Source organism: Streptomyces sp. KL2, assembly GCF_046529545.1.
GTDB lineage: Bacteria > Actinomycetota > Actinomycetes > Streptomycetales > Streptomycetaceae > Streptomyces > Streptomyces radiopugnans.
Genome location: NZ_CP127170.1, coordinates 4,326,471 through 4,343,020 on the forward strand (window position 1 = coordinate 4,326,471; position 16,550 = coordinate 4,343,020).

Annotated in this window: 16 protein-coding genes; 7 read left to right on the forward strand and 9 right to left on the reverse strand. The window is 75.7% G+C overall.

Features of this window, described 5'->3' with window-relative positions; genetic code table 11:
- Window positions 1–2: 2 nt before the first annotated feature.
- Window positions 3–1,919 (forward strand): ATP-binding cassette domain-containing protein, encoded by a 1,917-nt coding sequence (locus tag QPK52_RS19440; protein WP_410540397.1) that lies wholly within the window; start codon window positions 3–5, stop codon window positions 1,917–1,919.
- A 90-nt stretch (window positions 1,920–2,009) separates the two neighbouring features.
- On the opposite strand, the gene QPK52_RS19445 is transcribed toward QPK52_RS19440, so the two are convergent.
- Window positions 2,010–2,615 carry a LuxR C-terminal-related transcriptional regulator gene (locus QPK52_RS19445; RefSeq protein WP_410540399.1) on the reverse strand — a complete coding sequence of 202 codons (606 nt, stop codon included), beginning with the start codon at window positions 2,613–2,615 and terminating at the stop codon, window positions 2,010–2,012.
- A 155-nt stretch (window positions 2,616–2,770) separates the two neighbouring features.
- Window positions 2,771–3,391, reverse strand: coding sequence for a TetR family transcriptional regulator (locus tag QPK52_RS19450; RefSeq protein WP_410538745.1), 621 nt, complete (start codon window positions 3,389–3,391; stop codon window positions 2,771–2,773).
- A gap of 302 nt (window positions 3,392–3,693) precedes the next feature.
- On the opposite strand from QPK52_RS19450, the gene QPK52_RS19455 reads away from it, so the two are divergent.
- The 3 genes from QPK52_RS19455 (at window position 3,694) to QPK52_RS19465 (ending at window position 6,951) form a co-directional block, all read left to right on the forward strand.
- Complete coding sequence (locus QPK52_RS19455) at window positions 3,694–5,043, forward strand: glycosyltransferase family 4 protein (protein ID WP_410538746.1); 1,350 nt, start codon at window positions 3,694–3,696, stop codon at window positions 5,041–5,043.
- A gap of 85 nt (window positions 5,044–5,128) precedes the next feature.
- Window positions 5,129–5,887, forward strand: a complete 759-nt coding sequence (locus QPK52_RS19460; RefSeq protein ID WP_410538747.1) for a class I SAM-dependent methyltransferase — start codon at window positions 5,129–5,131, stop codon at window positions 5,885–5,887.
- A complete protein-coding gene (locus QPK52_RS19465; RefSeq protein WP_410538748.1) occupies window positions 5,884–6,951 on the forward strand; it encodes a prenyltransferase in 1,068 nt (355 codons plus the stop codon). The genes QPK52_RS19460 and QPK52_RS19465 overlap by 4 nt, the downstream gene beginning before the upstream one ends.
- A 132-nt stretch (window positions 6,952–7,083) precedes the next feature.
- Here the strand turns inward: QPK52_RS19465 and QPK52_RS19470 are convergent, their stop codons facing one another.
- The 6 genes from QPK52_RS19470 to QPK52_RS19495 form a co-directional block, all read right to left on the reverse strand.
- A complete protein-coding gene (locus QPK52_RS19470; RefSeq protein WP_410538749.1) occupies window positions 7,084–8,010 on the reverse strand; it encodes a DUF5336 domain-containing protein in 927 nt (308 codons plus the stop codon).
- Between the two features lie 116 nt (window positions 8,011–8,126).
- A complete protein-coding gene (locus tag QPK52_RS19475) occupies window positions 8,127–9,032 on the reverse strand; it encodes an N-acetylmuramoyl-L-alanine amidase (protein ID WP_410538750.1) in 906 nt (301 codons plus the stop codon).
- 22 nt (window positions 9,033–9,054) lie between these two features.
- Window positions 9,055–9,711, reverse strand: a complete 657-nt coding sequence (locus QPK52_RS19480; RefSeq protein WP_410538751.1) for a class I SAM-dependent methyltransferase — start codon at window positions 9,709–9,711, stop codon at window positions 9,055–9,057.
- A gap of 142 nt (window positions 9,712–9,853) precedes the next feature.
- Window positions 9,854–10,951 (reverse strand): lytic murein transglycosylase, encoded by a 1,098-nt coding sequence (locus QPK52_RS19485; protein WP_410538752.1) that lies wholly within the window; start codon window positions 10,949–10,951, stop codon window positions 9,854–9,856.
- A 225-nt stretch (window positions 10,952–11,176) separates the two neighbouring features.
- Window positions 11,177–11,335, reverse strand: a complete 159-nt coding sequence (locus tag QPK52_RS19490; protein WP_410538753.1) for a hypothetical protein — start codon at window positions 11,333–11,335, stop codon at window positions 11,177–11,179.
- Between the two features lie 74 nt (window positions 11,336–11,409).
- Complete coding sequence (locus QPK52_RS19495; protein WP_410538754.1) at window positions 11,410–12,639, reverse strand: hypothetical protein; 1,230 nt, start codon at window positions 12,637–12,639, stop codon at window positions 11,410–11,412.
- Between the two features lie 172 nt (window positions 12,640–12,811).
- On the opposite strand from QPK52_RS19495, the gene QPK52_RS19500 reads away from it, so the two are divergent.
- The 3 genes from QPK52_RS19500 to QPK52_RS19510 are packed head-to-tail and all read left to right on the forward strand — an operon-like array spanning window position 12,812 to window position 15,830.
- Window positions 12,812–13,699 (forward strand): Nif3-like dinuclear metal center hexameric protein, encoded by an 888-nt coding sequence (locus QPK52_RS19500; RefSeq protein WP_410538755.1) that lies wholly within the window; start codon window positions 12,812–12,814, stop codon window positions 13,697–13,699.
- Window positions 13,696–14,439, forward strand: a complete 744-nt coding sequence (locus QPK52_RS19505; RefSeq protein ID WP_410540400.1) for a zinc ribbon domain-containing protein — start codon at window positions 13,696–13,698, stop codon at window positions 14,437–14,439. Before QPK52_RS19500 ends, QPK52_RS19505 begins: the two co-directional genes overlap by 4 nt.
- Entirely contained in the window at window positions 14,439–15,830 is a 1,392-nt protein-coding gene (locus QPK52_RS19510) for a bifunctional RNase H/acid phosphatase (protein ID WP_410538756.1), read from the forward strand. Before QPK52_RS19505 ends, QPK52_RS19510 begins: the two co-directional genes overlap by 1 nt.
- Here the strand turns inward: QPK52_RS19510 and eda are convergent.
- A complete protein-coding gene (gene eda, locus QPK52_RS19515) occupies window positions 15,805–16,521 on the reverse strand; it encodes a bifunctional 4-hydroxy-2-oxoglutarate aldolase/2-dehydro-3-deoxy-phosphogluconate aldolase (RefSeq protein ID WP_410538757.1) in 717 nt (238 codons plus the stop codon). The genes QPK52_RS19510 and eda overlap by 26 nt on opposite strands.
- Between the last annotated feature and the right edge of the window lie 29 nt (window positions 16,522–16,550).

Genomic DNA, 16,550 nt, shown 5'->3' on the forward strand with positions numbered 1-16,550 from the left:
CGGTGAGCCGTACCGCCCCGGGCCCGGCCCGCCGCCTCCTGCCGCGCGCCGCGCGCTTCCTGCGGAGCCGGCGGCGCGTCCTGGCCCGGCTCGGCGGCTGGTCGCTGCTGGAGTCCGCGCAGACCTTCCTGGTCGGCTACGGCGTGGCCCAGGCCCTGGACCGCGGCTTCCTGGCCGGGAGCACCGGGACGGGGCTGGCCTGGCTGGCGGTGGCCGCCGCGGCGACCGTCGTCGGCGGCCTGGCCGTACGGGGGGTCTTCCGCGGGCTGGCCGACCTGGTGGAGCCGCTGCGCGACGGGCTGCTGCGCCGGGTGGTGACCCGCGCCCTGCACGGGGCGGTGGCCGAGCCGGCCCGGGCGGACAGCTCCTCCGTCTCCCGCCTGACCCACCAGACCGAGCTGGCCCGGGACAGCTTCGCCGGGCTGGTGCTGGTGCTGCGCTCCTTCGTCTTCACCGCGGCCGGGGCCCTGGCCGGGCTGGCCTCCCTCCACCCCCTGCTGCTCCTGGTGGTCCTGCCGCCCCTGGTGCTGGGGCTGCTGCTCTTCACGGCCACGCTGGTGCCGATGGCGGCGCGCCAGCGGGACTTCCTCGACGCGGACGAGGCCCTCTCCACGCGCTACGGGGCCGTCGCCGCCGGGCTGCGGGACGTCGTGGCGTGCGGAGCCGAGCGGCGCACCGCCGGGGAGGCGGACGCGCTGGTCGCCACCGAGGTGGAGGCGGCCCGTTCGCTGGCCCGGTGGGCCGCCGCCCGCACCGTGGCGCTGGGCGTGGCCGGGCACCTGCCGATCGTGCTGCTGCTGTTCGCCACCCCGTGGCTGCTGGAGCGGGGACTCACGGCGGGCGCGCTGCTGGGCGCGCTGACGTATCTGACCCAGTCGCTGCTGCCGGCCCTGCGCACCCTGATGAGCGCCCTGGGGGCGGCGGGCACCCGGCTGCTGGTGATCCTGGACCGGCTCGTCGGGGAGGACCCGCCGCACGGCGCGCCGGCCGCCGCGAAGCCGGCCACCACCCCCTCCGCGGCCCTGCCCGCCGCCCGGTCCGGTGTCGTGGAGTCCGCCGCGACCTCCGCGACCTCCGCCGAAACCCCCGCAGAAACCCCCGCCCCCGCCCGGCCCGCGGCCGGCTCCCGGGTGGAGCTGCGCTCGGTCACCTTCGCCTACGGCCCCGGCGCCCAGCCGGTGCTGCGCGAGGTGGACCTGACCGTCGAACCCGGCGAGCATCTGGTCGTCGTGGGCCCCAGCGGCATCGGCAAGTCCACCCTCGCCGCTCTGGTGGCGGGCCTGCTCACCCCCGGCCGGGGCGAGGTGCTGGTGGACGGCGCCCCTCCCCGCGCCGCCGGTAGGGGCGCCGGCGAGCTGGCGCGACAGCGTGTGCTGATCCCGCAGCAGGCGTACGTGTTCACCGGCACCCTCCGCGAGAACCTGCTCTACCTGTGCCCGGACGGCCTGCCGGACGGGGCGCCGGAGGACGGCCCGGAGGAGGAGAGGCTGGCCGCGTCGGTGGCGGCGGTCGGGCTCGGCCCGCTGGCCGACGGGCTGGGCGGGCTGGACGCGGTGATCGACCCGGCCGCCCTCTCCCAGGGGGAGCGGCAGCTGATCGCGCTGGGGCGGGCCCATCTGTCACCCGCGCCCCTGGTGCTGCTGGACGAGGCCACCTGCCATCTGGACCCGGAGGCGGAGGCGCGCGCCGAGCGGGCGTTCGCGGACCGGCCCGGCACGCTGGTGGTGATCGCGCACCGGATCAGCTCGGCGCACCGGGCCGACCGGATACTGGTGATGGACGGGGCCCGCGCCACCGCCGGAAGCCACAGCGAACTGCTGGGCCGCTCACCGCTCTACCGCGACCTGGTGGGGCGCTGGCACACCGGCCGCGACGGCCGGCCCGCCGTCAGGCCGGGGCGCGAGAGCGCCCCGGCCTGACGGGCCGGCCGAGCCCGGCCGGCGGGCGTGCCTGAGCGCGCCCGCGCACACGCATGCGAGCGCCCGTCCGGGCCGTCACCCGGCGGACGCTCACACCCAGCCCGCGCCCTGCGATATCCGTATGGCGTCGACCCTGTTGCGTGCCCCGGTCTTACGGGTGATCGCCGACATGTAGTTGCGTATGGTGCCGTGCGAGAGGTGCAGGCGCCTGGCGATCTCGGAGACCGTCGCCCCCTTCGCGGCCAGTGACAGAACGCTCAGCTCTCTTGCTGTGAGGGGCATTTCGGCAGAGCGCAGCAGGTCGTGGGCGAGGGACTCGTCCACGTATCTCTTCCCTGCGGCGACGTGCCGGATGCCCTCGAGTAACTTCTGCGGAGTGGCGTCCTTGTTGACGAATCCCAGGGCCTGTGCGTCATAGGCGCGGCGCAGCGCGCCGGGGCGTCCGGGAGTGGCCAGAACCAGTAGCCCGCATTTTGCCGAGGTCATATGCCGACACAGTTCCGCCATGCCGGCCACGTCCGGGGCCCCGGGGCCGTCCAGGTCCACGACGCACACGTCCGCCCGCAGGGCCCGGAGCCGGCCGGGGTCGCTGGACCAGGGGACGTCACGCACTTGCAGGTCGGATGCATCGTTGAGCAACGCTGCCAGCCCGGATCGCAGCAGGCCGAAATGGTGCACCAGCAATACCTGAATCACGTTCGGATCCTCCAGTGCCCTGATCGGGGGACGTTTGTCGAACACCCGTCAACGAATACCTGTAAATGGCACTGATTAACGCAGAGTTTCGGCCAGTACCGGTTGGTAACGGGAGCGCGGGAGGCGACTGGGGGGCTTGCGAACCACGGATCGAACTACCGGCGCACTTCATTGGTCGTTTCCGCGGCGATCAATATGCAAACCGTTTCGATGTCTTCTTGGACCTGTTCGATCGAAATGCGTCCGGAGAGCCATCCGATCAGTGCCGAATGCCAGGTATGGGCGATGACGCGGACCGCCGAGAGCCGCTCCGGCGTCGGCGCCCCCCGCGCTCCCACGGCGTCCAGGATGATCTCGGTGGTGAGCCGGGAGACCGCGTCGACCTCCGCACCGGCCGAGCGGTCGGCGAAGGTGAACGCCCGCAGCATGGCATCCGCCAGGTTCGGTTCCCGCTGGAGCGCGCGGAAGGCGCGCGTCAGCGTCACCGCGACCCGGGCGGCGGGCTCCGGCTCCTTCGGCGGGTGCCGGTGCAGCGTCTCGTGCAGCCGCTCCAGCTGGTCGTACATGGTGGCGACCAGCAGATGGACCTTGGAGGGGAAGTAGCGGTAGAGCGTGCCCAGCGCGACGTCCGCGGACTCGGCGACCTCGCGCATCTGCACCGCGCCGAAGCCCCCGCGCCGCGCCAGCCCGGCGCTGGCCGCCAGAATGCGGCGGCGGCGCGCCTCCTGGCGCTCGGTGAGAGGCGGGGCGGAGGGGAAGCCGGGATGTGCCGTCAAGTCTCTCCTGCCGTCTGTCCCGTCGGGCCCGGGCGGCTCCCGCCGCGGGTCCGGGCCGTTCCAGGGGCCCGGGAGACCGCATCCTCGCAGGACGGAGCCGTGGCGTGAATCACCCGGACCGGCTCGGCCCGGAACTTCTACCGGCCGGTAATCTTGCGAGCCGGACCCGCTCCCGGAACCGGACGGGTCCGGGGCGCGGGCCGAGCGCGCCCGGGGCATCCTTGAAACTTGTTCCAGATTATCCCCGGCGGTTACGCTCCGGCGGAAAATCGCCGCGAGGACCTTCGAGAAGGGGGCCGTGAGTGACGGCAGAGGCCACCTGGGGCGCCGCGCCCGGACCCCTGGCGGGCGAGGCCGCCGACGGCGGCCGGCCGCTGCGGATCGCACTGCTCACCTACAAGGGGAACCCGTTCTGCGGCGGCCAGGGCGTCTACGTGCGCCACCTGTCGCGTGAGCTGGCCCGGCTCGGCCACCGCGTCGAGGTGATCGGCGCCCAGCCCTACCCCGTACTGGACCAGGAGGAGGGCCTGCCGGGAGAGGTCTCCCTCACCCGCCTGCCCAGTCTCGACCTCTACCGGCAGCCCGACCCCTTCCGCACGCCGAAGCGCGACGAGTACCGCGACTGGGTCGACGCGCTGGAGGTCGCCACCATGTGGACCGGGGGCTTCCCCGAGCCGCTGACCTTCTCGCTGCGCGCCCGCCGCCACCTGGCCGCCCGCCGCGGCGAGTTCGACGTCGTCCACGACAACCAGACCCTCGGCTACGGCCTGCTCGGCCTGGAGCGGCTCGGCTTCCCCCTGGTCACCACCGTCCACCACCCCATCACCGTCGACCGCCGCCTGGACCTGGCCGCCGCCGAGGGGTGGAGGCGCCGGGCCTCGGTGCGCCGCTGGTACGGCTTCACCCGCATGCAGAAGCGCGTCGCCCGGCGGCTGCCCACCGTGCTGACCGTCTCCGGATCCTCCCGCCGGGAGATCACCGAGGACCTCGGAGTGCGCCCCGAGCGCATTCACGTCGTGCCCATCGGCGCCGACACCCGGCTGTTCTCGCCCGACCCCGCCGTCCCCGAGATCCCCGGCCGCATCGTCACCACCTCCAGCGCCGACGTCCCCCTCAAGGGGCTGGTCCACCTCGTCGAGGCCCTGGCCAAGGTCCGCACCGAGCACCCGGACGCGCATCTGGTCGTCGTCGGCAAGCGCCCGGAGAAGGGACCGGTGGCCGAGGCGATGGAGCGCTACGGGCTCGGCGGCGCTGTGGAGTTCGTCAAGGGCATCAGCGACCGGGAGCTGGCCGACCTGGTGCGCGGCGCCCAGATCGCCTGTGTTCCCTCCCTCTACGAGGGCTTCTCCCTGCCGGCGGCCGAGGCCATGGCCACCGGCACCCCCCTGGTCGCCACCACCGGCGGCGCCATCCCCGAGGTCGCCGGCCCCGACGGCCGGACCTGTCTGGCGGTGGAGCCGGCCGACGCCGGCGCGCTCGCCGCGGCGCTGGGCAGACTGCTCGGCGACGCGGAACTGCGGGCGCGCCTGGGCGCGGCCGGACGGGAGAGGGTGCTGCGCCGCTTCACCTGGGAACAGGCCGCCCGCGGCACGGTGGAGCACTACCGGGCCGCCGTCGAGGCCCGCGGACCCGCCGCGACCGCCCTCCACTAGCCGCCGCCCGCCGCCTCCGGCCCGTCACCCCGGCACACCACAGCGCACCGCACCACCCGCACCGCACCGAGGAAGGCAGACACCAGTGCTGACCGTGGACTTCTCCCGCTTCCCGCTCGCCCCCGGGGACCGGGTCCTGGACCTGGGGTGCGGCGCCGGACGCCATGCCTTCGAGTGCTACCGGCGCGGCGCCCGCGTCGTCGCGCTGGACCGCAACGCCGAGGAGATCCGCGAGGTCGCCAAGTGGTTCGCCGCCATGAAGGAGGCCGGCGAGGCCCCGGCGGGCGCCGAGGCCACCGCGATGGAGGGCGACGCCCTGGCACTGCCCTTCCCCGACGACAGCTTCGACGCCGTGATCATCTCCGAGGTGATGGAGCACATCCCCGACGACAAGGGCGTCCTGGCCGAGATGGTCCGGGTGCTGCGCCCCGGCGGCCGGATCGCGGTGACCGTGCCGCGCTACGGACCGGAGAAGGTCTGCTGGGCGCTGTCCGACGCGTACCACGAGGTCGAGGGCGGCCACATCCGCATCTACCGCGCCGGTGAACTGCTGGCGAAGATGCGCGGAGCGGGCCTGAAGCCGTACGGCACCCACCACGCGCACGCCCTGCACTCCCCGTACTGGTGGCTCAAGTGCGCCTTCGGGGTGAACCGGGACGGCGACGACGCCGCGCTGCCGGTACGCGCGTACCACAAGCTGCTGGTCTGGGACATCATGAAGAAGCCGCTGGCCACCCGCCTCGCCGAGGAGCTGCTCAACCCGGTGATGGGCAAGAGCTTCGTGGCCTACGCCACCAAGCCGCACCTGCCCGCCGGCGCCGTCTCCGGTCAGGGGACGGCGTGACGAGCCCGGGCCGCACCGAACGGCTGGTCCTGCCCGGCGTCCTGACCGCCGAACAGGCCGAGCGGACCGTCGCGGGCATCGCCGCCCTCCAGCGCGAGGACGGCGCGATCCCGTGGTTCCGCGGCCACCACCTCGACCCCTGGGACCACGTCGAGGCCGCCATGGCGCTGGACGCGGCCGGGGAGCACGCGCGGGCCGAGGCCGCCTACCTCTGGCTGGCCGAGCACCAGAACGAGGACGGCTCCTGGTACGCCGCCTACGCCGACGGGGACGCGGCCCGCCCCACCGACCTGGGCAAGGAGACCAACTTCTGCGCCTACGCCGCCGTCGGGGTGTGGCACCACTACCTGGCCACCGGCGACGACACCTTCGCGGACCGCATGTGGCCGGTGGTCCACGCGGCCGTGGAGTTCGTCCTGGAACTCCAGCAGCCCGGCGGTCAGATCGGCTGGAAGCGGGAGGCCGACGGCACCCCCGTCACCGACGCCCTGCTGACCGGCTGCTCCTCCATCCACCAGGCGCTGCGCTGCGCGCTGGCCCTGGCGGAGCACCGCGAGGAACCGCAGCCGGACTGGGAGCTGGCACTGGGCTGGCTGGGCCACGCGGTGCGCCACCACCCCGAGCGCTTCCTGGACAAGGACCGCTACTCGATGGACTGGTACTACCCCGTCCTGGGCGGCGCGGTGACCGGAGCCGCGGCCAAGGAGCGCATCGAGTCCGGCTGGGACCGCTTCGTCGTCCCCGGCCTGGGCGTGCGCTGCGTTCTGCCCAATCCCTGGGTGACCGGTGGCGAGAGCGCCGAACTCGCCCTGGCCCTGTGGGTGATGGGGGAGTCCGACCGGGCGCTGGAGATCCTGCGCTGGATGCAGCACCTGCGCGCCGAGGACGGCCTGTACTGGACCGGCTACGTCTTCGAGGACGAGGCCTTCTGGCCGGAGGAGCTGACCTCCTGGACCGCCGGCTCGCTGCTGCTGGCCGTGGCCGCGCTCGGCGGCGACGAGGCCACGGTGGCGGTCTTCGGCGGCGAGGGGCTGCCGGCCGGGCTCGAGCCGGACTGCTGCTGAGCCGGAGCCGGCCCGGTGGCCCGATCCGGGCCGGCTCCGGCCACCGCCGCCGCACGCGACAGGCCCCGTCCGGTACCGGACGGGGCCTGTCGCGTGTCTGCCCGCGTGTTCGCCGCGCGACCGCGCGGGGGATCAGCCGCGCTGGATGCCCGAGGTGTCCTGCAGGACGCCGCGGCGGCCGTCCTGCGTCTGCGCCACCAGCGCCTGGCCGCGCTGCTCCACCGCCAGGTACCAGGTGCCCGGAGCCAGCTCGGCGACCGGTGCGGGGGAGCCGTCCTCGCCGTACAGCGGCCGGGCGACCGGCACGGCGAACCAGAACGGCTGGAAGTTCGGGTCGGCCGGAGCGCCGCCGCCCGCCGGGGCCGCCTGCTGCTGCGCGGGCCGGCCCCCGCCGTACGGCTGGTGCGGCTGCCCCTGCACCGGCTGTCCCTGCATCGGCTGGCCGGGCTGTCCCGGCTGCGGGCCGCCCGGGTAGCCGTAGCCGCCCTGCGGCTGCCCCTGCATCGGCTGGCCGGGCTGTCCCTGCTGGACGCCGGGGTAGCCGTAACCGCCGGCCTGCGGGCCCGGGCCGTAGGGGTTCGGGGCCTGCGGGGAGGGGGCCGGCAGCAGCGGGGCCCTGAGCGCGCCCACGGTGTTGCCCAGGACGGCGAAGGCCGCCATGAGCAGGCCGCCGATGAGGGTCAGCCAGGCGCCCGCGCCCAGGTCGATACCCCGGTTGAGGTTCTGGTTCTCCGGGTCCGGCGCGATGGTGGCGAACATCGACCACAGTGCCGCCCAGCCGACGAAGACCGCCAGCGCGGTGCCCCACTGGTCGAGGCCGAGCCCCGCCACCTTGCGGTCGCCGGGCAGCACCCGCCCGGCGACGAGCAGGGCGGCCGCGATCAGCGCAGCGAGCGTCACGGTCGGCAGCAGCGGGAAGAGTGCGGGCTCCCAGCTGCTGACCGTGCAGTTCTCGGTGCAGTTGTCGGCCTTGAAGAAGGCGAGGAACGAGGCGATGAACAGCAGCACCGCTGCTCCGACAACCGCGCCATCGCTTCGGGTGAGCGAGCGGATGTTCACGTAATATCCTTAATCGGTTTCGTCATGGTCTGGTCAGACGGGGGCGGGCCCTATCGTACGGAAGGACGCTCCGCGGAGTCCGGCGGGTTCTCCCGGCCCCGGCCCGTCCCACCGGCTCACCCACCGGTTCGCGCGCTGTCGCGCTCGCCGAGCAGGAAGGCCCTGACGCCTTCGGCGATGCCGCGGGCCGCACGCTGCCGCCACTCCGGGTCGGCCAGCCGCCGGGCCTCCCGCGGATCGCGCATGTTGCCGCACTCCAGGAAGACCTTCGGCACCCGGGAGAGGTTCAGCCCGCCCAGGTCGTCACGGACGACCAGGCCGGTCTCGGCCACGGAGCCCCCCAGGTAGTCGGCGGGCCCGGACCCCGTGGCCTCGGCGAAGGCGCCGACAAGGTGCTCGCCCAGCCGGCGCGAGGGGCCGGTGATCCGCCGGGTGTCGGCGGAGCCCTCGGTCACCCGCGCCGGGAGGATGACGTGGAAGCCCCGGTCGCCCTCGCCCGAACCGTCGGCGTGCACCGAGACCACGGCGTCGGCCCCCGCCTCGTTCCCGGCCCGGGCGCGCTCGTCCACGCACGGTCCGTACGGGCGGTCGCCGTCATGGGTGAACTCCACCTTCGCGCCCAGCCCTTCGAGGAGGGTGCGGGCGCGGCGGGCGACGTCGAGGGTGAAGGACGCCTCCGCGTAGCCGGAGTCGGTGGCCGTGCCGGTGGTGTCGCACTCCTTGCGGTGCGTGCCGGCGTCGACCCGGCGCGCGATCTCACGGGTGTGCTCGCGGTTGTCCGGGTTGTGCCCGGGATCGAGCACCACCACGGCGCCCTCCAGGGGTCTTCCCCGCCCGTCCGGCTCCTCGGGGGAGGGGCCGGACGAGGGTGTACCGGGCGCCCTGGAAGCCTCGGGGGCACCGGGCGCGCCGCCCGCGTCCGCGTCCCGCACCGACTGCCACGCCAGCCGGCCCGCCAGGCAGACGGGCAGCACGATCGCGAGAGCCACGAGGAAGGTGGACAGCCGCCGGCCGAGGGACATGATCGGATCGTAGCGCCGCGCCTTACAGACCCGGGCCCGTACGCCGCAGAACGCGCAGCGAGCGGACCGCGCGCTCCTCGGCGAAGGCGCCGGACTCCAGCGCGCGGCGGTAGATCCGGTACGGCGCCTGGCCGCCGTCGGCCGGGTCCGGGAAGACGTCGTGGACGACGAGCAGCCCGCCCTCGGCCAGGTGCGGGACCCAGCCCTCGTAGTCGGCCGCCGCGTGCTCGTCGGTGTGCCCGCCGTCGACGAAGACCAGGCCGAGCCGCCCGCCCCACACCGACGCCGCCCGCGGCGAGCGGCCGACGAGCGCGACGACGTACTCCTCCAGCCCGGCGGCGTGCAGGGTGCGGCGGAAGAAGGGGAGGGTGTCCATCAGCCCCACCTCGGGATCCACCAGGGAGGGGTCGTGGTACTCCCAGCCCGGCTGCTGCTCCTCGCTGCCCCGGTGGTGGTCGAGGGTCAGGACGGTCACGACGCCGTCCGCGCGGCGGGCGGCGTCGGCCAGCAGGATGGTGGAGCGGCCGCAGTACGTGCCGATCTCCAGCAGCGGCAGCCCCAGCCGCGCCGCGTCGCGGGCGGCGGCGTACAGCGCCAGTCCCTCGTCGGCGGGCATGAAGCCCTTCGCCGCCTCGAAGGCGGCGAGGACCTCGGGTGCGGGTCGCGCTGCGGAGTCCATCGGTTCGCTCTCCCTGTCCTGCCCGGTCCTGCCCTGTCCTGCCCGGTCCGGCCGGTTCCGGCCCGCCCGGCCCCTGTGCCGCCGCCCCATGCTGCCCTACGCGCCGCCGGCCCGGTGAGGTGGGTCGGGAGCCGCCCGGCGGTCAGGGCAGGCGCAGGACGGGGGCGTCCCCGGATGCCGGACCGCCGTCCCCGGCCGGAGGGGCGGCGGTGGGGCCGGGGAGGAGGTCGCCGACCCGGTCGGGGACGTCGAGGCGGTCCGGCGCGGACGTCTCGGGCTCCGGCTCGGCCGTCTCCTTCTTCCGGGGCGGCTTCGACGGCTCCGCCTCGGGTGTGGGAGCGGGCGCGGACGACGGGCGCGCGCCCCCCTCTCCACCGGCGCGTTCCGGCTCGCCGGAAGCCGTGCGCGACGGCTTCGGGCGCGCGCTCTGCGGTGCGGCCTGCCCGGCGGGGCTGTCGGGGACGGTGAAGTGGCCGCCGCGGAAGTACGCGAACCACGCCAGGACGGTGCGCAGATACGCCTCGGAGCGGTTGTAGCCGAGGATCGCGCGGTTCAGGTCGGCCGGGTCCGACAGGTTCCTGCCGCCCGCGCACAGGTAGCGCCCGGCGGCGAGGGCGGCGTCGTGGATGTTGTTCGGGTCCTCGCGCCCGTCGCCGTTGCCGTCCGCGCCCCAGGCGGCCCAGGTGGACGGGATGAACTGCATCGGCCCGACCGCGCGGTCGTAGACGGTGTCGCCGTCGTACGCGCCGCCGTCGGTGTCCGAGATGCGCGCGAAGCCCACGCCGTCGAGCCGGGGGCCGAGGATGGGCGGGGCCGCCGTGCCGTCCGCCGTCACCCGCCCGCCGCGTGCGTGCCCGGACTCCACCTGCCCGATGGCGGCCAGGAGCTGCCAGGACAGCCGGCACCTCGGGTGGCTGAGGGCGAGCGCCGCGTCCGCCCTCCGGTACGCCTCCAGGGCCGTGACCGGAATGCCCCCGCGCCGGGCGGCCGGGAGGAGCGGGGAGGGGGCGGGGGAGCCGGTCCCGGCCGAGGGGCCGGGGGTCCGCAGCGGCGGCAGTTCGGTGAGGTAGGGCCCGTCGCCGGAGACGGAAGCCCTCGGAGCCGCGGCCCGTCCGGCCGCGGGTGAGGGGTGGGCCGCCGGCACGGGGGGCTGCGAGGCGGTCAGTGCCGCCACGGCCGCCGCCGTGACCGCCGTCCCCCTGACGCTCCTGCGTATGCGTCCGTTACGTCTCCTCGCCATGGGCCGGTCTCCTCCGCTCGCTCGTCCGCGCCGTCCGCGGCCCGGCCGCCGCGCGGCGGCGGCCTCTCCTCATCTGCTCTACGGCGGGGGAGGGGAGGTCCGTCGCAGCGGGTGGAGACGAGGCGGCGGAGGGGGGGAGGCGGGGGAGGCGGACGGAAGGGCCCCGGGTGCCGCGGTCTTCCGCGGCACCCGGGGCTCACGAGGACGTGCCGGAGCGGGGCGGGATCAGTCCTCCCGCGGCTCCTCCTGGGCGGGGCGGCGGTGGCGTCCCTGCGCGGGCACCCTGGCCTCCTCGCCGACGGCGGCCGGACCGCGGTGCCGGCCGTGGTGCTCGCCGGTCCCGGTGCTCGTCTCGCTGCTCGTCTCGGTCTGGGTCTGGGACATCGCGGAAACACTCCGTGGAGTCGGGGTGTGGACTTGAGGTCGTTTCCTCCGTACCCGACCAGATCGTAGTAGTTCTACGATCTTCGCTCCGCCCCGGTCCGGGCCAGTGGCGCCTGCTGGAGCGGCACCGGTGTGAAGGCCGCCGCCCGCACCGCGAGCGGACCGCCGGCCTCCGCCGAACCGTCCCGCGGTGAGCGGCCATCCTCCGGCGGGCCGTCCCCCTCCGCGGAGCGCTCCGCGCGCTGCCGGGGCAGCGGCCCGGACTCCGGGGGCGGCGTGATCCGGGCCAGCCCGCACTGCGTCCGGCCCGTCCGGCCGACGGCGTACGGCAGCCGCAACTCGCCGTCCGCCGTCCACAGGCCCGTCCCCCGCACCCACCCCACCGGGGCGGGCAGATGCCGCAGCCTCCGCTGGGAGGGGCGCCACACCGCCACCCACGTCCCGTTCGGCCCGTCCGCGCGCAGCGCCACCGCGCAGCCCTCGGGGGTGAGGGCCTGGCCGGGCTGGACGGCGAACGGGGTCAGCGCGACGCCGGGCGGGCGCAGGGCGTCGGGGAAGCGCACCGGCCGGTGACTGCCGAGCACGCCCCAGCCCAGCCGTACCTCGCCCGGCGCGTCGGAGCGCAGGAGCAGCAGACCGCTGTCCGGATCGGCCAGCAGCAGCCGGTCGTCGCTGTCGTCGGTGAGCTCCAGCAGCGGGAAGACCTCGCCGCCGCGCCCCAGATCGACGGCGACGGTCTTGGTACGGCCGGCGGCGTCGGTGCGGTCCAGGGCCAGCAGCCGCCCCTCGCGGTCCAGCCAGACGCCGCCCGAGCAGCGGCCGGGCACCCCGGCGACCGGCTCCGGGCCGCGGCCGCCCCCGTGTACCAGCCACACCGTCGAGCCGTGCTCGCCGGGTGCGAGCGCGTGGACCGCCGAACCGTACGGACCGTGCGAGCCGCCCGGGGCGGGCGGCAGCAGCCGCAGCCGCTCGCAGCCCACCGAGCCCAGCGGGAGCTCGCCGGTGCCCGGGCCGGTGGGGTAGAGCAGCGCGAGGTGGTGCCGGCCGTCCGCCTCCCGGCAGATCAGCACCCGCCCGTCGGGCAGCGGCAGCACCTGGGCGCCCGGTCCCTCCGGGCGGGGCCCCGGCAGCGGGACCGCGTACGGCTCCGGGCCGTCCAGCGTCCAGCGCTCCGGGATCCGGCCGCGCCCGTCCCCGGCCGGCGCGAGCCGGGCCGCGTAGGAGCCGTCCGCGGCGATCGTGAGGCCGGGGTGCGCCTCCCTTCCGCCCTCGCTCCGGACAGCCTCGACGACACTGATCGTCATCAGCCCATCACCTCCGGTGAGGACGGTAGTTTTCGCACCCCCCGCCGGACGGTCCGAGCCGGACGCCTTCACACGTACGGGGGACGGCGGGCCGTTTCGCGGGGAGAGGAGGCGTCCGGTGTGCTCCGCCCGGCCCCGCATACCGGGCCGCGCGGCAGGTAACCTCTCACCCGTGCCTGCACTCTCCGATGTCATCGCCGCACTCGACGAACTGTGGCCCCCCGAGCGGGCCGAGCAGTGGGACGCCGTCGGAACGGTCTGCGGAGACCCCGATGCCGAGGTGAGCGCAGTGCTGGTCGCCGTCGACCCGGTGCGGGAGACCGCCGAGGAGGCGGTGGAACTCGGCGCCGAACTGCTGCTGACCCACCACCCCCTCTACCTGCGCGGCACCACCACGGTCTTCGCCGGCGCCTTCAAGGGCCGGGTCGTACACGACCTGATCCGGGCCGGCACCGCCCTCCACGTGGCGCACACCAACGCCGACCGCGCCGACCCCGGTGTCTCCGACGCCCTCGCCGAGGCCCTCGGCCTGCGGATCACCGGCCCGCTGGTGCCCGACCCCACCGATCCGGCCGGACGGCGGGGCCTGGGCCGGATCTGCGAACTGGACGCCCCCGAGCCGCTGGCCCGCTTCGCCGAGCGGGTGGCCGCACGGCTGCCCGCCACCGCGCAGGGCGTCCGGGCCGCGGGCGACCCCGGCCGGCCGATCCGCACCGTCGCGGTCTGCGGCGGCTCCGGCGACAGCCTCTTCGACCAGGTGCGGGCCGCCGGCGTCGACGCCTACGTCACCGCAGACCTGCGCCACCACCCGGCCTCCGAGGCCGTGCAGCACGGCGGCCCCCACGCGGGGCCGGCGCTGGTGGACGCCGCGCACTGGGCCACCGAGTGGCCCTGGTGCACACAGGCCGCCGCCCAGCTCGACGCCGTGTCGCAGCGGCACGGCTGGGGACTGCGCGTCCACGTCTCCCGCACGGTCACCGACCCCTGGACCGTCCACGCGGCGTCCGCCCCCGCCGAGGGTGCCGCCCCCACCACCACCATCACAGGAGCCCCCAACTGAACGCCGAGCCCGCCGACCAGATCCGCCTCCTCGACGTCCAGGCCCTCGACCTCCGGCTCACCCAGCTCGCCCACCGGCGCAGGAACCTGCCGGAGCACGCCGAGATCGAGGGACTGAACGCCGACCTCTCCCAGGTGCGCGACCTGCTGGTCGCCGCCCGGACGGAGGAGAGCGACACCGCCCGCGAGCAGACCAAGGCGGAGCAGGACGTCGACCAGGTGCGCAAGCGCGCCGCCCGCGACCAGCAGCGCCTGGACTCCGGCGCGGTCACCTCGCCGAAGGACCTGGAGAACCTCCAGCGCGAGATCGCCTCCCTCTCGCGGCGCCAGAGCGACCTGGAGGATGTCGTACTGGAGATCATGGAGCGCCGCGAGTCCGCCCAGGAGCGCGCGGCCGAGCTCGCCCGGCGGACCGACTCCGTCCAGGCCCGGATCGACGACGCGGTCGGGCGGCGCGACGCGGCGCTGGCGGAGATCGACGCCGAGGCCGCCGCGGTCACCAAGGAGCGCCAGGTGGTGGCCGCCTCGGTCCCGGCCGACCTGATCAAGCTCTACGACAAGCTGCGCGAGCAGCAGGGCGGTGTCGGCGCGGCCCGCCTCTACCAGCGGCGCTGCGAGGGCTGCCGCCTCGAGCTGAACATCACCGAGCTGAACGAGATCCGCCAGGCCCCGGCCGACGCGGTGGTGCGCTGCGAGAACTGCCGCCGGATCCTGGTGCGCACCCCCGAGTCGGGACTGTGATGCCGGGCTCCCAGGACTCGCCGGACTCCCGGGACGCCCCGGGATCCCGCAGGACCTTCGTCGTGGAGGCCGACGGCGGCTCCCGCGGCAACCCCGGCCCGGCCGGCTACGGCGCGGTCGTCCGCGACGCCCGGACCGGGCAGACGCTGTCGGAGGCGGCCGAGTACATCGGCACCGCCACCAACAACGTCGCCGAGTACCGGGGCCTGATCGCCGGGCTGCGCGCGGCCCACGCGCTCGACCCGCAGGCCCTGGTACGGGTGCGGATGGACTCCAAACTGGTGGTCGAGCAGATGTCGGGCCGCTGGAAGATCAAGCACCCCGGCATGCGCCCGCTGGCGCTGGAGGCCGCCTCGGTCTTCCCGCCGGACTCGGTCACCTACCAGTGGATCCCGCGCGAGGAGAACAAGCACGCCGACCGGCTGGCGAACGAGGCCATGGACGCGGGCCGCCGCGGCGAGGCGTGGCGGCCGGCCGCATCCACCGCCGAACTCGACGCCGGCGCCCACGCCGACACCCTCCCCGGCCTCACCGGGGCCTCCGGGTCCCCGGCCACCCCCGAGAGCTCCGCCGAGGCGCGGGCGGCGGCGCGGGCCGCCGTACGCCAGGCCGTGCGGGAGACCCACCGGACGGCGGCCGCCGCCGAGCGGGGCGCAGGGACGGACGATCCGACGGCCCTGACCGCGGCCGACGAGCTGCCCGTGGAGCACGCGGCGCCCGCCGGGCGCGGGGAGCCGGGCACCCCGCAGGTGGGCTGGGGCGCCGACATGGGCACCCCCACCACCCTCGTCCTGCTGCGCCACGGCGAGACCCCGCTCACCCCCCTCAAGCGCTTCTCCGGCAGCGGCGGCACCGACCCGGAACTGTCGGCGACCGGGCTGCGCCAGGCCGAGGCGGCCGCCTCGGCCCTCGCGGCGCGCGGCACCGTCCAGCACGTGGTCAGCTCGCCGCTGGTGCGCTGCCGCCAGACCGCGCGGGCGGTCGCCGACCGGCTGGGGCTGGGGGTCGAGATCGAACACGACCTGCGCGAGGCCGACTTCGGCGCCTGGGAGGGGCTGACCTTCGCCGAGGTGCGCGAGCGCCACCCGGACGACCTGGACGCCTGGCTGGCCTCGCCCGAGGCCGCCCCCACCGGCGGCGAGTCCTTCGCACGCGTCATCCGCCGCGTCGAGTCCGCCCGCGACCGGATCCTGGCCCGCCACGCCGGCCGCACGGTCCTGCTGGTCACCCATGTCACGCCGGTCAAGGTGCTGGCGTGCACGGCCCTGGGCGCACCGCCCGAGGCGCTGTTCCGCATGGAACTGTCGGCGGCCTCGCTGTCGGCGGTGGCGTACTACGCGGACGGCAACGCCTCGCTGCGGCTGCTCAACGACACGGGCCACCTGCGCTGACGTCCCCGCCATCCGCGCCGCCGGCCGTGTCCGCGGCCGTCTCCGCGGCCGCGGCGGCGCCCAGCCGGGCGGCCTCGCGGGCCAGGCGCTCGACCCGGTCCCAGTCCCGCGCCCGCACCGCGTCCGGCGGCAGCATCCAACTGCCGCCCACACAGGGCACGTTGGGCAGCGCCAGATAGTCCGCCGCCGAATCCGGCCCGATGCCGCCCGTCGGGCAGAACCGGGCCCCGGGCAGCGGTGAGGCCAGCGCCTCCAGATACGCCGGGCCGCCCGCCGCACGGGCCGGGAAGAACTTCATCTCCGCCACCCCGCGCTCCAGCAGCGCCATGACCTCCGAGGCGGTCGAGACCCCCGGCAGCAGCGGCACGCCCGTCTCCCGCGCCGCCGCCAGCAGCCGGTCCGTCCAGCCGGGGCTGACCAGGAAGCGGGCGCCGGCGTCCCGCGCCGCCACCGCCTGCTCCGGGGTGAGCACCGTGCCCGCGCCGACCACGGCCTGCGGCACCTCCGCCGCGACCCGGCGCACCGCCTCCACCGCGCCCTCCGTCCGCAGCGTGATCTCGACCGCGCGCAGCCCGCCCGCCACCAGCGCCCGCACCAGCGGGACGGCCTCGGCGGGACGGGTCTCGCCGAGGACGACGACCGGCAGCACCGGGCCGAGAGCGAGTACGGACGGTACGGGGTCGGCTGTCATGGCGGCCATCCTGCCCACCCCGCTCACCT